This window comes from Rhodobacter capsulatus (assembly GCF_052363185.1).
In the GTDB taxonomy this organism is placed as follows: domain Bacteria; phylum Pseudomonadota; class Alphaproteobacteria; order Rhodobacterales; family Rhodobacteraceae; genus Rhodobacter; species Rhodobacter capsulatus_E.
In genome coordinates, this window is the sequence record NZ_CP198955.1 from 2,282,519 (window position 1) to 2,297,391 (window position 14,873).

General features: G+C 66.8%; 11 protein-coding genes. 8 read left to right on the plus strand and 3 right to left on the minus strand.

The window, feature by feature from the left end; translation table 11 throughout:
• Window positions 1–12: 12 nt before the first annotated feature.
• From napA to ACTTAG_RS11235, 7 genes are all read left to right on the plus strand, one after another.
• On the plus strand, window positions 13–2,496 hold the full coding sequence (gene napA, locus ACTTAG_RS11205) for a nitrate reductase catalytic subunit NapA (protein ID WP_444462405.1): 2,484 nt from the start codon (window positions 13–15) through the stop codon (window positions 2,494–2,496).
• A 30-nt stretch (window positions 2,497–2,526) separates the two neighbouring features.
• A complete protein-coding gene (gene napG, locus ACTTAG_RS11210; protein WP_444462406.1) occupies window positions 2,527–3,366 on the plus strand; it encodes a ferredoxin-type protein NapG in 840 nt (279 codons plus the stop codon).
• Window positions 3,363–4,238: a quinol dehydrogenase ferredoxin subunit NapH gene (gene napH / locus ACTTAG_RS11215; protein WP_444462407.1), complete on the plus strand. Its 876-nt coding sequence runs from the start codon at window positions 3,363–3,365 to the stop codon at window positions 4,236–4,238. The genes napG and napH overlap by 4 nt, the downstream gene beginning before the upstream one ends.
• Window positions 4,235–4,681, plus strand: a complete 447-nt coding sequence (locus ACTTAG_RS11220) for a nitrate reductase cytochrome c-type subunit (RefSeq protein ID WP_444462408.1) — start codon at window positions 4,235–4,237, stop codon at window positions 4,679–4,681. Before napH ends, ACTTAG_RS11220 begins: the two co-directional genes overlap by 4 nt.
• 21 nt (window positions 4,682–4,702) lie before the next feature.
• The gene (locus tag ACTTAG_RS11225; protein ID WP_444462409.1) at window positions 4,703–5,419 is read left to right on the plus strand and encodes a NapC/NirT family cytochrome c; all 717 of its coding nucleotides are present in this window, start codon (window positions 4,703–4,705) and stop codon (window positions 5,417–5,419) included.
• A gap of 9 nt (window positions 5,420–5,428) precedes the next feature.
• A complete protein-coding gene (gene moaA, locus ACTTAG_RS11230; protein WP_444462410.1) occupies window positions 5,429–6,433 on the plus strand; it encodes a GTP 3',8-cyclase MoaA in 1,005 nt (334 codons plus the stop codon).
• 68 nt (window positions 6,434–6,501) lie between these two features.
• On the plus strand, window positions 6,502–7,164 hold the full coding sequence (locus ACTTAG_RS11235) for a GntR family transcriptional regulator (protein ID WP_444462411.1): 663 nt from the start codon (window positions 6,502–6,504) through the stop codon (window positions 7,162–7,164).
• Between the two features lie 24 nt (window positions 7,165–7,188).
• Here the strand turns inward: ACTTAG_RS11235 and ACTTAG_RS11240 are convergent, their stop codons facing one another.
• Together ACTTAG_RS11240 and ACTTAG_RS11245 are read right to left on the minus strand one after the other, a co-directional pair.
• Entirely contained in the window at window positions 7,189–8,580 is a 1,392-nt protein-coding gene (locus ACTTAG_RS11240; RefSeq protein ID WP_444462412.1) for an aspartate aminotransferase family protein, read from the minus strand.
• A 158-nt stretch (window positions 8,581–8,738) separates the two neighbouring features.
• A complete protein-coding gene (locus tag ACTTAG_RS11245; protein WP_444462413.1) occupies window positions 8,739–11,474 on the minus strand; it encodes a Hint domain-containing protein in 2,736 nt (911 codons plus the stop codon).
• 221 nt (window positions 11,475–11,695) lie between these two features.
• On the opposite strand from ACTTAG_RS11245, the gene ACTTAG_RS11250 reads away from it, so the two are divergent.
• Window positions 11,696–14,194, plus strand: a complete 2,499-nt coding sequence (locus ACTTAG_RS11250; RefSeq protein ID WP_444462414.1) for a putative bifunctional diguanylate cyclase/phosphodiesterase — start codon at window positions 11,696–11,698, stop codon at window positions 14,192–14,194.
• Between the two features lie 19 nt (window positions 14,195–14,213).
• Here the strand turns inward: ACTTAG_RS11250 and ACTTAG_RS11255 are convergent, their stop codons facing one another.
• Window positions 14,214–14,864 carry a pyridoxamine 5'-phosphate oxidase family protein gene (locus ACTTAG_RS11255; protein ID WP_444462415.1) on the minus strand — a complete coding sequence of 217 codons (651 nt, stop codon included), beginning with the start codon at window positions 14,862–14,864 and terminating at the stop codon, window positions 14,214–14,216.
• Window positions 14,865–14,873 lie beyond the last annotated feature (9 nt).

The window sequence follows — 14,873 nt, forward strand, 5'->3', positions numbered from 1 at the left end:
CGGAGACCCGCCATGACGCTGACCCCCTCTCGCCGCAGCCTGCTCAAGGCCACTGCCGCCGCCGCGACCGCCGCCGCCGCGGGCATTCCGCTGGCCGCCCCCGCGCAAACCGCCGATGCCGACATCCGCTGGGACAAGGCCGCCTGCCGCTTTTGCGGCACCGGCTGTTCGGTGCTGGTGGGCACGAAAGACGGCCGCGTCGTTGCCACGCAGGGCGACCCGGAAGCCGCGGTGAACCGGGGGCTGAACTGCATCAAGGGCTATTTCCTGTCGAAGATCATGTATGGCAAGGACCGCCTGACCCAACCGATGCTGCGCAAGACGAATGGCGTCTATGACAAGGAAGGCGAGTTTACCCCGATCAGCTGGGATGAAGCCTTCGACATCATGGCCGAGAAATGGAAGGCCACGCTGAAAGAGAAGGGCCCGGACGGCATCGGCATGTTCGGCTCGGGCCAGTGGACGATCTGGGAGGGCTACGCCGCGGCCAAGCTGATGAAGGCCGGGTTCCGCTCGAACAACCTTGATCCGAATGCGCGGCACTGCATGGCCTCGGCCGTGGCGGGCTTCATGCGCACTTTCGGCATCGACGAGCCGATGGGCTGCTATGACGATTTCGAACAGGCCGATACGTTTGTGCTTTGGGGCTCGAACATGGCCGAGATGCACCCGATCCTGTGGTCGCGCCTGACCGACACAAGGCTGACGAAACCGGGGGCCGAGGTGCATGTGCTTTCGACCTATGAACACCGCAGCTTTGAACTCGCCGACAACGGGATGGTGTTCAAGCCGCAGACCGACCTTGCGATCCTGAACTTCATCGCGAACTACATCATCCAGACCAACCGGGTGAACTGGGAGTTCGTCAACGCCCATACGGTGTTTTCCAAGACCCAGACCGACATCGGCTATGGCCTGCGCCCGACCCATGCGCTGGAAGAAGGCGTCGATCAGAAGACCACCGGCAAGATGGACCCGATCGACTTCGAGACCTTCAAGGCCGCCGTTGCGCCCTATACCGTTGAATACGTTTCGGAACTCTCGGGCGTGCCTGCCGACAGCCTGCTCAAGCTGGCCGAACAATATGCCGATCCGAGCCGCAAGGTGATGAGCCTCTGGACCATGGGCTTCAACCAGCACACGCGCGGCTCTTGGGCGAATTCGCTGTGCTACAACATCCACCTGCTGGTTGGCAAAATCTCGGAGCCGGGCAACTCGCCCTTCTCGCTGACCGGGCAGCCCTCGGCCTGCGGCACGGCGCGCGAGGTGGGGACCTTCTCGCACCGGCTGCCCGCCGACATGGTGGTGACGAACGAAGATCACCGCAAGCATTCCGAAGAGCTTTGGGGCCTGCCCGCGGGCACGATCAACGAAAAGGTCGGCGCCCATGCGGTGTTGCAAAACCGGCTTTTGAAGGACGGCAAGATCAACGCCTATTGGGTGCAATGCACCAACAACATGCAAGCCGCCGCCAACATGAACGAAGAGACCTGGCCCGGCTATCGCAACCCGTTGAATTTCATTGTTGTTTCAGATCCCTATCCGACGGTGACCGCGATGGCGGCCGACCTGATCCTGCCCACCGCGATGTGGGTGGAGAAAGAGGGCGCTTACGGCAATGCCGAGCGGCGCACGCAATTCTGGCGCCAGCAGGTGGTGGCGCCGGGCGAGGCGAAGTCGGATCTGTGGCAGCTGGTGGAGTTTTCCAAGCGCTTCAAAGTCGAGGAGGTCTGGCCGGAAGAGCTGATCGCGCAGAAACCGGAGCTGCGCGGCAAGACGCTCTATGACGTGCTCTTCGCCAATGGCGTGGTGAACAAATTCCCGCTGTCCGACACCTACAAGGGCTTCGACAACGACGAGTCAAACCACTTCGGCTTTTACCTGCAAAAGGGTCTGTTCGAGGAATATGCGAGCTTCGGGCGCGGCCATGGCCACGACCTTGCCCCCTTTGACACCTATCATCAGGCGCGCGGCCTGCGCTGGCCGGTGGTTGACGGCAAGGAAACGCTCTACCGCTTCCGCGAGGGCTATGACCCCTATGTGAAGCCCGGCGAGGGGGTGAAATTCTACGGCAACAAGGACGGCAAGGCGAAGATCATCTTCGCCCCCTATGAAGCGCCGCCCGAAACCCCCGATGCGGAATTCGACCTGTGGCTGTCCACGGGCCGGGTACTGGAACACTGGCACTCGGGCTCGATGACGCGCCGGGTGCCGGAACTGCACAAGGCCTTCCCGGCAGCGGTGGTGTTCATGCACCCCGACGACGCGGCGGCCCGCGGGCTGAAGCGCGGGCAAGAGGTAAAGATTTCCTCGCGCCGGGGCGAGATGGTCAGCCGGATCGAAACGCGCGGCCGCAACAAGCCGCCGAAGGGTCTGGTCTTCGTGCCCTGGTTCGACGAGGGGCAGCTGATCAACCAGCTGACCCTGGATGCGACCTGCCCGATTTCCAAGGAAACCGACTACAAGAAATGCGCCGTCAAGGTCGAGCGCATCTGATCCAAACCCCTGTGAGATAAGGAGAAACCCATGCCCGCCCCCGGGACAGCCAAGCCGATCGACCGGCGCCGTTTCCTGACGGAAACGGCCCGGATGGCGGCGGGCTGCGCGGTGGCGGGCACGCTTTTGGGGTCGTTTGTCAGCCGGGCCTCGGCCCTGCCCGCAACGGCGCTGCGGCCCCCGGGCGCGCTGGCCGAGGCGGATTTTCTGGCCGCCTGCTCGCGCTGCGGGCTTTGCGTGCGCGCCTGCCCCTATGACACGCTGAGCCTGGCCGTGCCGGGCGAGGATGTGGCAACCGGCACGCCGTTTTTCACCGCCCGCGAGATCCCCTGCGAGATGTGCGAGGACATTCCCTGCGTCGCCGCCTGCCCGACCGGGGCGCTGGACCCCGGCCTGACCGACATCGGCGCGGCGAAAATGGGCGTCGCGGTGCTGGTCGATGAAGAACATTGCCTGAATGCGCTCGGGCTGCGCTGCGACGTCTGCTATCGCGTCTGCCCCGTGATTGATCAGGCGATCACCTTGGAAATGCGGCACAATCCGCGCTCGGGCCATCATGCGATCTTTCTGCCCGTGGTCCATGCCGAGTTCTGCACCGGCTGCGGCAAATGCGAGAAAAGCTGCGTCCTGCCCGAGGCCACGATCAAGGTCCTGCCGCTGGCTCTCGCCCGCGGCGAGGCCTCGGATCACTACCGGCTGGGCTGGGAGGAGATGGAGCAGAAAGGCGCCCCGGTGGTCGAGGGCATCGTCGATCTGCCCGACCGCCTGCCCGGCCCCGGCACCGACAATCTGGCCGCGCCGGGGGGGTTTGCCCCCGAGGGCGCCTCCGATTTCGCCCCCGCCTTCAAACTTCCGGGGGGAAAACCATGAGCACCCCCAAAGGCCGGTTGGCCGCCCGCAAATGGCTGATCGCCCGGCGGCTGTCGCAGGCAGCCTTTCTGATGCTGTTCCTTTCGGGTCCATGGCTTGGCCTCTGGATCGCCAAGGGCAATCTGGCCGGGTCGATGACGCTTGATGTGCTGCCGCTGACCGATCCTTTCGTGGCGCTGCAATCGCTGGTCGCCGGGCATCTCCCCGCCCTGACCGCGCTGATCGGCGCGGCGATCGTCACCGTCACCTATGCGCTGATCGGCGGGCGGGTCTATTGTTCCTGGGTCTGCCCGATCAACCCGGTGACCGATGCCGCGTCCTGGGCGCATCGGCGGCTGAACCTGCCCAAGGGCTGGCAGCCCGCCCGGGCCACGCGGCTGTGGATTTTGGCCACGGTGCTGGCGGTTTCGGCCGCGACCGGCACGGTGGCTTGGGAATTCGTCAATCCGATCAGCCTCTTGCATCGCGGTCTTGTGTTCGGCATCGGCTTTGGCTGGACCTTTGTCCTGGCCGTCTTCCTGTTCGATCTTTTCGTCTCGCGGCAGGGCTGGTGCGGCCATCTGTGCCCGGTCGGCGCCTTTTACGGCCAGCTGGGCCGCAAGGCGCTGCTGCGCGTCACCGCCCGAAACCGCGCCGCCTGCGACGATTGCATGGATTGCTTCGCCGTCTGCCCCGAGCCGCAGGTGCTGAGCCCGGCGCTGCGCGGCGCGACCGGGCAGACGCCGCTGATCCTGTCGCCCGACTGCACCAATTGCGGCCGCTGCATCGACGTCTGCGACCTTGACGTCTTTCGCTTCACCCATCGCCTCGACGCCACCCCGGTGCCCGGACGCGTCGCCCCCGGATCGAGACTTACGGAGACCCAGCCATGAAAAAAGTCATTCTGTTCAGTGCCCTGCTGGCGGCGGCGGGCGCCGCGCCGCTGGGCTTTGCCACCGCGCAATCCGCCCCCGCAACCGCCCCCGTCCTGTCGCTGCGCGGCGCCGACCCTGACAGCGCGGTCTCGGTGAACCCGGTCTATCACCAGCAGGAAGGCCGCAAGGATCGCAACTACCGGCTGCAACCGCCGATCATCCCGCATACGATCGACAAATATCAGATCGACCTGCATGCCAACGAATGTCTGGCCTGCCACGACTGGAAAAACGCCGCCGAACGCCGCGCGCCGACGCTGTCGATGACCCATTACACCACCCGCGACGGCGTGCAAACCGATGCGATCGCGCCGCGGCGCTGGTTTTGCAACCAATGCCATGTGCCGCAGGTCGATGCCCCCGCGCTGGTCGACAACCTGTTCAAGGGTTCGGACGAATAAGCCGGGACGAGGAACCATATCATGTCCGACACCAACGCCCCCCGCCCCGATCCTGCCCGCTCCGGTCTGATCCGCCGCCTGTGGTCCGCGCTCTGGAGCCCGCCCGCCGCCATCTCTCTGGGCATGCTTCTGATCGCGGGCTTCGGCAGCGGGATCCTGTTCTGGGGCGGCTTTCACACCGCGCTGGAAATGACCAACACAGAGACCTTCTGCATCTCCTGCCACGAGATGCGCGAGAATGTTTACGCGGAATATCAAGGCTCTGTGCACCAGAACAATTCCTCGGGCGTGCGGGCGACCTGCCCCGACTGCCATGTGCCCAAGGAATGGGGGCCGAAGATGATCCGCAAGGTGCAGGCCTCGAAAGAGCTGTGGGGCCATTTCGTCACCGGCTCGATCTGGACCCGCGACAAGTTCGTCGATCGCCGCCTGGAACTGGCCAAGCACGAATGGGAACGGATGAAGGCGAATGACTCTCAGGCCTGCCGCAACTGCCACAGCCTTGTCTACATGGATTTCACGCTGCAGGAAAACCGCGCCGCCGAGAACCATCAGCGCGCGCTGGACGAGGGGATGACCTGCATCGACTGCCATCAGGGCATCGCCCATGATCTGCCCGACGATTACCTGACCGCCTATCGCGAGGTCGTGGACCGGCTGCAGGCCGAGGGCACGATCCCGGCGCCAAAACCGGTCAATGCCGCGGCGATCGACAGCTATCTCAAGACCGCGAACTGAGGGGGCAAGATGCACGCCGCTCTTTGCGATGGCTTCGGCCGCGATGTGCGCTACCTGCGGGTGTCGGTCACCGACCGCTGCGATCTGCGCTGTTCCTATTGCATGAAGGAAGACGTGACCTTCCTGCCGCGCCATCAGGTGCTGAGCCTTGAGGAGCTTGACCGGCTCTGCTCGGCCTTCGTCTCGCTTGGCGTGCGCAAGCTGCGGGTGACCGGCGGCGAGCCGCTGGTGCGGCGCGGCATCCTGGGCTTTTTCGCCGCGATGGGGGCGCATCTGCGGGCCGGGCGGCTGGACGAATTGACCCTGACGACGAACGGCACCCAGCTTGCCCGCCATGCGCAGGCGCTGGCCGGCTGCGGGGTGAAGCGGGTGAATGTCTCGCTCGATACGCTCGACGGGGCGAAATACACCCGGCTGACGCGCCTTGGCCGGATTGAGCAGGTGTTTGACGGCATTGCCGCCGCGCAGGCCGCCGGGCTGCGGGTGAAGCTCAATGCGATGGCGCTGCGGGGCGTGAACGACGACGAGATTTTCGCCCTGACCGACTGGGCGGCGGCGCATCACTGCGATCTGACCTTCATCGAGCTGATGCCGATGGGCGAGATCCCGGCGGGCACCCGGCTTGCGCAGTTCTGGCCGCTTGATGAGCTGCGCGCGCAGCTGGAAACCCGGTTCCGGCTGATCGACTCGCAGCTCTCGACGGGCGGCCCCGCGCGCTATGTGACATTGGCCGAGACCGGGCAGCGGATCGGCTTCATCTCGGCCCTCAGCCACAATTTCTGCAACAGTTGCAACCGGGTGCGACTGACCTGCAAGGGCGAGCTTTACACCTGTCTGGGTCAGGAAGGCGCCACCGACCTGCGCCCCGTGCTGCGCGCGGGGGTCGAGGGCGAAACGCTCGCCCGCGAAATCCGCGCCGCCATCGCGCGAAAACCCGCGGGCCATGCCTTCGGCTACGGCCCCTGCAGCGTCGCGGGCGCGATGCCCCGTGGCATGAACCACACCGGCGGCTGAATTTGATCATCTTTCGCGGCGTGGACAAAGCGGTTACTCTGGGCCGTCAGCAGCCCGAAGGAACGCCGGTGGAGAGCCTTGTCGCCAAAGAACCTGCGCATCTGCGCGTCTATCGCGGCATCCGCGATCTGATCCTGTCGGGCGATCTGGCGCCCGGTCATCCGGTGACGATTCAGGGGCTGGTGGCGCGGCTGGATGCGGGCGTGACCCCGGTGCGCGAGGCGATCCGGCGACTGACCTCGGAAGGGGCGTTGCAGTTTCACGACAACCGCCGCGTCACCGTGCCGGTGCTGAGCGTGGCGCAGGTCGATGAGCTGATCTTTGCCCGCAATGCGCTGGAACCCGAACTGGCACGTCAGGGCGCCATGCGGGCAAGCGCGGCCGATATCGAGACGCTGGCGGCGATCGACGCCGCCCATACCGCCGCCATCGCCACGGGCAACACGCATCACTACATGGTGCAGAACCACCGCTTTCACATGACGCTTTATGCGCTGGCGGGGACCGAGGTGATCCTGCCCGTGGTCGAGGCCTTGTGGCTGCGCTCGGCCCCGGCCTTGCGGGTGATGTGCGGGCGCTTTGGCACCTCGAACCTGCCCGACATGCATCAGGCGGCGCTGGCGGCGATGCGGGCGAATGACCCGGCGGGCGTGGCCGAGGCGATCCGGCGCGATATCCTGCAAGGCATGGAAAACGTCCGCGAGCTTTTGGCGGCGGCGCATCCCGGCTGAGGCGCCGGGCCGCGTCAGGTCACGTCAGGCGCTTTGGTTCAGCCCCTCGGCATTGATCCGTTCCAGCGTTTCATCCAGCGATTTCAACGCCCGCTCGATCAAGATGTCGATTTCCGCGGGGGTGATGACCAAGGGCGGCGAGATGATCATGCGATCGCCGACATGGCGCATGACGAGGTTGTTGGCAAAGCAGCGCTCGCGGCAGATATAGCCCACAGTCCCCGATTTCGACGCAAACTTCGCCCGCGTCGCCTTGTTCGGCGTCAGCGCGATCGAGCCCATCAGCCCGACGATCTTCGCCTCGCCCACCAGCGGATGCGCGGTCAGGCTTTCCCATTTCGCCTTCAGATACGGCGCGGTCTCGGCCGCGACCTTGGCGACGATCCCCTCCTCGTCCAGCAGCCGCAGATTTTCCAGCGCGACGGCGGCGGCGACCGGATGGCCCGAATAGGTGTAGCCATGCGCGAATTCATCCGAGCCGTTGATCACCGCGGCGACCTTGTCCGAGACGATCGAGGCACCCATCGGAATATAGCCCGAGGTCATCCCCTTGGCGACGGTCATGATATCGGGCGTGATCCCGAAGGTCTGGCAGCCGAACCAGTTGCCGGTGCGGCCAAAGCCGGTGATGACCTCGTCGGCGATCAGCAGGATGTCATATTGGCGGCAGATGCGCTGGATTTCCGGCCAGTAGGTCGCGGGCGGAATGATCACGCCGCCCGCGCCCTGCACCGGCTCGCCGATGAAGGCGGCAACGTTTTCGGCGCCGATTTCAAGGATCTTGTCCTCAAGCTGGCGGGCGCGGGCCAGACCGAAATCCTCGGGGGTCATCTCGCCGCCCTCGGACCACCAGTCGGGCTGGTCGATATGCACGATGCCCGGGATCGGCAGCCCGCCCTGCGCATGCATCCCCTTCATCCCGCCCAGGCTCGCCGCGCCCATGGTCGAGCCGTGATAGCCGTTCCAGCGCGAAATGATCACATTCTTTTCGGGCTTTTCCAGCGCCTGCCAGTAGCGCCGCACCATGCGGATGTTGGTGTCGTTCGAATCCGAGCCCGAACCGTTGAAGAAGACATGGTTCAGATCGCCCGGCGCGAGTTCCGCCAGACGCTTGGCCAGCTGGATCGCCGGGATATGCGAGGTCTGGAAAAAGGTGTTGTAAAACGGCAGCTGGCGCATCTGCCGCGCCGCCGCCTCGACCAGCTCTTCGCGGCCATAGCCGACATTGACGCACCAGAGCCCGGCCATTCCGTCAAGGATCTCGGCACCTTCGCTGTCGGTCACCCAGACGCCTTTCGCCTTGGTGATGATCCGCGCGCCTTTCTTCGCCAGCCCGTCGCCATCGGTGAACGGATGCATGTGATGGGCGGCGTCCAGCGCCTGCAATTCCGCGGTGGGAAGGTGATTTTCGAACATCCTCTGTCCTTTCCGGTCTGGGTGCCGCCGCGCGGCAGATCGCGCCGGGGGGGGCGCGCCGGGGCGGCGCTGCCGGGCCATCGGGCCCCTTGGGAAAATATGATCAAATTCCGCGGCAAGGTCAATCCGCTCTCTGACCCGGCGACGAAGAGACCGGTCTAGGCCGCCGATCCGGGCACAAGCGCCGGCAGCCGCGCCAGCAAGGCGCCGACCTCGCGGCGCAGGGCCACGGGGCGGGCGCGCGGGGAATAGACCGCCTCGACCGGCAAGGCGCCGTAAAGCGCGGCGGCAAGGGCGGGAAAGGCCCGCAACAGCCGCTGCCGCGCCGCGGGGGCCAGCGCGGCAAAGCCCGCCGGGCCGGGCCAGAAGCTTTCCGCCCAAAGCCCGTCCAGCCGCACCAGCGCATGGCGCGGCAGCAGCAGGTGATGATAGCTGCAGCCCCGCCGCCCCGCCATCACCCGCGCCCCGCCCCAGCCGCTTTCGGCCAGATGCCGGGCCCGCACCAGCCGCGCGCCCGTATCGCCCAGACACAGGCAATGCTGCGCCGAAACCCGCACCGGACCCGCATTGCCCAGCGCCCCGGCCCGGATCTCGACCGGCAAGAGCCGCGGATCGGCCCGCATCTGCGCCGCGCCAACCTGCCGCGCCGCCGTCCAGAGCACCGGCAGCGGCGGCCCGTCCCGCACCGTGACCAGATCGCCCACCCGCAAATCCTCGACCGCGACGGGACCGCGCGGCGTGTCGATCCGCCCGCCCGCGACGAAACAGGGAATGCCCATCGCATGCAGCGTGGCGAAGCGGTCGGCATTCAGCACCGCCGGATCGACCCCCGCAAGCGTCACGCTTTCGCCATTGGGAAAGGTCAGCACCGCATTGCCCGCGCCGTCGTCGGTGATCGTGACATCCTTGGCGGTGACCGGATTGCCATCGAGATCGGTCAGATCGGCCACGTCCAGCTGATCGACCGTGGGCCCGCCCGGCCCGGTCCGGGTCAGATCGAAGCCATCGACCACATCGGACCCCGCGCCGTCGCCCAGAACGATGGTGTCGGCCCCCATCCCCGCCACCAGATCGAGCGTGTCGTTCCCGGCGCCGCCGATCAGGCGGTTGTTGCCCGGATCGCCGGTCAGGTAATCATCGCCCGCGCCGCCATCGAGCGTGTCATTGCCCGATCCGCCCGAGATCACGTCATCGCCGTCGCCGCCCGCGACGCTGTCGTCGTCATTGCCCGCAAGGATCGTGTCGGCCCCGGCGCCACCGTCGATCGTGTCGGCCCCCGCGCCGCCCGCCAGCACGTCATCGCCCCCGCCGCCCGCGACGCTGTCGTTGCCAAGCCCGGCCGAAAACGTATCCGCCCCCGCCCCGCCCGTCAGCGTGTCGGCGCCGTCGCCCGCATCGACATTGACCCCGCCCGCGGCGCCGGAGGCATTGACCAGATCGGCCCCGGCCCCCAGGGTGATCCGCTCGATCTCGGTGAAACTGGCGCTCGAAGCGCCATCCGAAAGCGTCCCCGCCTCGGCCCCGGTCAGCGTCAGCGTGACGCCGCCGCCCAGCCCCGAGGCATCCAGCCAGTCGCCCGCGGCATCGTTCAGGCTGCCGCCGTTGATCGTGTCATTGCCGAAACCCGGGCCGAGGACGATCCGGTCCGCCCCCGCCCCGCCCGCGATGATATCGGCGCCGCTGCCGCCGTCGATCGTGTCGGCGCCGCTGCCGCCGGTGATACTGTCGGCGCCGCCGTTGCCGTAAAGCATCGCCCCCGCGGCATCGGCGGCGGCATTGATCGTATCGGCGTGATCGGTGCCCGAAATCGCCTCGATCGCCGAGAAACTGCCGTGATCGGTGGGGGAATAGCTCCAGTTGCCCGCGCCCGAGCCGGTGTAGGTGACGCTGACCCCGGTGCCCAGCAGATAGTTGTAAAATCCGATCGTGTCGCTGTCGGCGCCACCGTCGATCGTGTCGCCCTCGTGGCCGTCGGTGATGATGAACAGATCATTGCCCGCATCGCCGTAAAGCAGGTCGTTGCCCCAGGCGCCCGAGATCGTGTCGGCGCCGTCATCGCCATGCAGCGTGTCGTTGCCGCCGCCGCCCAGGATCAGGTCGTTGCCGGACCCGCCGCGCACCGAATCGTTGCCGGCTTCGGTGCTCCAGTCGGCATTGTTCCCGAACGTGTCGTTGCCCGCGCCCAGATCGACCGAATCGTCGCCCTCGCCGCCCAGCACGACATCGTTGCCCGCCCCGGCAGCAACGGTGTCATTGCCAAGCCCGGCGCGGATCGTGTCGGCCTCGCCATCGGCGCCGTCGATCAGATCGCCGCCGCCATCGGCATGGCCGACCCCCATGGAATCGGCGCCGCTCGTGCCCTCGACCTGGCCGGTATGGGTGAGGATCCCGTCCCAGGGATCCCGGTTTGCGCCAAGGTTCCAGCCCGACCCCGTCGGCACGATATAGCTGTTGAGCGTGATCGCGCGGATCGCCCCAGCCTCGAGCGTGATCTGGTCGGCGTCATAACCGGCGCGGGGCGCCAGATAAAGATTGCCGGCCGTATCCTGAAACACCGAGATCTGGGTCAGGCTGGCGGTCGTGCCGTCGACATAGGTGACGGTGGCCGTAAAGGGCATGACGCTGTCAAAAGTGTGCAGCGCCCCGCCATTGATGTAAAACGTGTCGTTGGTGGCGAAATTGTTGGTGTCGTAGCAGGTCGCCGAGGTGGCGGGGTCATAGCCGCCCGCATAGCTGCCCGCCGAGAGCACCTGCACATGGTTGCACAGCGGATCATTCAGGCTGCCGAAGGTGTGCCCCGCAAGCTCGGTCGCGTTTTCCGCAACCGAATTGCCCTCGGTCGGATCCAGATCCGACCAGGTTCCAAGCGAGATGACGTTGAACGTCGTGCTCACCGCAGGTGTTCCTGTTTGCCGCCGCGTCCCTAAAGCTGCGCGCAGGGTAACGAGCGCGGATTAACGATGACTTGCCCATGCCGTGAAATCAGCGGCGTGGTTAACAGGGCCGCCGCGACGGCGCAGCCGCTTTGCATTTTCCGAAATCCCTGTATCCTTCGGCGGCTGCCCGCTGTCCGGACGGCTTTCGTATCCTTGCGTCGACCGTGTTCCGAGGGGCCATGACCGCACCGTTTCCGCCGTTTCCCGACGAAACCCCGGAAAGCCCGTCGGCGCTTCCGAAGGCGCTTTACGGCGGCTGGACGCGGGTGATGAGCTGGCGGGCGCGGGCGACGCTGGGGCGGCAGGTGCTTGTCGGGCTGGGGCTGCTGGCGGTCGGAACGCTGATCCGCGAGGGGCTGCATGCGCTCGGGGCAGAGCTGAACTATCTGCCGCTTCTGCCCACGGTGACGCTGGCGGCGGTGCTGTTGCGCCTCGAGATCGGGCTGGCCGTGGTGCTGCTTTCGGCGCTGCAGATCCATTTCCTGTTCGTGCCCGAGGCCGGTCCGGGCCATGACATCGCGCAGATCATCTATGTTCTGGCCTCGGCCTTTCCGCTTGCGGTGGCGGAGCTGTTCGTGCGCGCGCAACGGGTGGCCCTGGTCGAGCATCGCCGCGCCGACCGGATCGAGCGGCTGAACGCCGCCGTGGTCGAATATTCCAACGATGCCATCCTGACGCAGACGCTGGACGGTATCGTGACCAGCTGGAACCGCGGCGCGGAACGGATGCTGGGCTATCTGGCTTCCGACATGGTCGGACGGCCGATTCAGGATCTGTGCGCGGCCGTCACCCCGATCGGCCCCGATCTGCTCGACAGGCTGCGGCGCGGCGCGGCGATCGAGCAATTCCGCACCCGGTTTCGCGCCCGCGACGGCCAGATCCTTGACGTGTCGGTGACGCTGTCGCCGATCCGCGACCCCGCGGGGGCGATCATCGGCGTCTCGACGATCCTGCGCGACATCACCCAAAGCATGCAGGTCTTCGACGCGTTGCGCCAAAGCGAGGAAAAGCTGCGCTTCGCACTGGAGGCGGCGCGGGCGGGATCGTGGCAGTGGAACTGCGTCGAGGACAGCTCCGAATGTTCCGAACGCTACCTGCAGCAGCACGGGCTGCCTGCCGCGGCGCCCTCGGTCAGCCTGGCGCAATGGCTCGACTGCCTGCATCCCGAGGACCGCGCGGGCGTGGAAGATCTGGTGCGGCGGGCGCTGGGTTCCGCCGGGCAGCGCGATCTTTCGGTGCAATATCGCGTCGCGCTGACGGGCGGGCGCGGGCCGCGCTGGATCGAGGCCTTCGGCCGGATCGAACGCGACGCCGAGGGACGGCCGCTGAAGATCAGCGGCATGTCCTTTGACGTCACCGACCGGTTCGAGGCGGTCGAACGCATCGCCCATCTGGCGCATCACGACGGGCTGACCGGGCTGCCGAACCGGGCGCTGTTTCTGGACCGGCTCGAGGCGGCGCTGGGGCGGGTGCGGCGCGGTCAGGGCTGCGCGGTGCTGCTGGTCGATCTGGACCGGTTCAAGGAGGTGAACGACACGCTCGGCCATCCGGCGGGGGATGCGCTTTTATGCGCGGTGGCCGCACGGCTGCAGGCCGAGGTCAGCGCGGCCGACACGCTGGCGCGGCTCGGGGGCGACGAATTCGCCATCCTCTTGACCGAAACCGATGCGCCGCAGGCGGCGGTGGCGCTGGCGGAACGGCTGATCGCCGCGGTCGAGACCAGCTTCGATCTGGATGGCCGCGCCGTCGCCATCGGCGCCAGCGTCGGCATTGCCACGGCGCCCTCGGACGGGCTGAGCGCGAAGGCGCTGGTGAAGGCGGCCGATGTGGCGCTCTATCGGGCCAAGGCCGACGGCTCGGGCTGTCTGCGGTTCTTCGAGCCGGAAAGCGACACAAGGATGCAGCTGCGCCGGGCGCTGGAAAGCGATCTGCGCCGGGCTTGGGCGGCACGGGATTTCGAGCTGTTCTTCCAGCCGATCATCGACATGAGAACGCGCCGCGTTTCCTGTTTCGAGGCGCTGTTGCGCTGGCACCACCCGGACCGCGGCTGGGTCTCGCCCGAGACCTTCATTCCGCTGGCCGAGGAAATGGGGCTGATCGTGCCGATCGGCGAATGGGTGCTGGCCGAGGCCTGCGCGGCGGCGGTGCTCTGGCCGGGCAGCCTGCGGGTGGCGGTCAATCTGTCGCCGGTGCAGCTGGCGCATATCGGGCTGGCCGAGGCGATCACCGCGGCGCTGCGGCGCACCGGGCTCGCGGCGAACCGGCTGGAGCTGGAAATCACCGAAACGGTGATGATGAAGGAGACCCGGGCGACCCTGGCGACGCTGGAGCGGCTCAAGGGGATGGGGCTGCGCATCGCGATGGATGATTTCGGCGCCGGCTATTCGTCCTTGCGCAACCTGCAGCGCTTTCCCTTCGACAAGGTCAAGATCGACCGCGCCTTCACCGCCGGGCTGGGCAGCTCGCGGCAAAGCGCGGCGATCGTGCGGGCGGTGACGGGGATGTGCCTGAGCCTGGGCATGGTCTCGACCGCCGAGGGGGTCGAGACCGAGGCGCAGCTGGCCGCGCTGGACCGCGAGGGCTGCGCCGAGGTGCAGGGATTCCTGTTCAGCAAGCCGGTTCCCGCCCGCGAGATCCCCGCCCTGCTGGACCGTCTCGACTGCGCCGACGTCGCCTGAGCGCGCGACCGCGCCGCTGTCAAAGCCGGAAGGCGGCGACGAAACCGGGCATCGCGATGCCCTTGCGCAGTTTCGGATCGGGCACCGGGGCGTCTGTGACCATCCGCACCGGCACATGCCCGGCCCAAAGGTCCAGCGCCATGTCGGCCTCGTCCTCCTCGGGCAGGCCTGCGGCGACCTTGGCCGAAACCTCGTCGAGCTTCATCCGGATCACCTTTGACGCCTTCCATTCCTGCTCGGTCGGCGGGCGGGCATAGCCCCAGAGCCCCGGTGCCAGACGGGTGACAAAGGCTTCAAGCGCGGTCTTTTTCTCCTCGCCCTCGACCAGTTCGGTTTTGCCGAAGGCCATGACGGACCGATAGAGGATGTTGTGATCAAAGGCGGCGCGGGAAAACGCCACGCCGTCCAGATGGGTGACCGAGAAGCAGACCGGCACGCCGCTTTCCTGCGTGCGCAGCATCCGGCTGGCGGAAGAGCCGTGCCAATAGACGTAATCGCCCATCCGCCAGTGGCAGGTCGGCGTCACGATCGGCGCGCCCTCGACCACATAGCCGATCTGGCACACCAGCGCGGCGTCGATGATCGCGTCGATGGTGGCGCGGTCATAGGCGGCCAGCCAGTGGTAGCGCTTCAGGCGGGTGCGCTCGGTGGGCGCTTGGGTGTCGGTCATCGTCTTTCC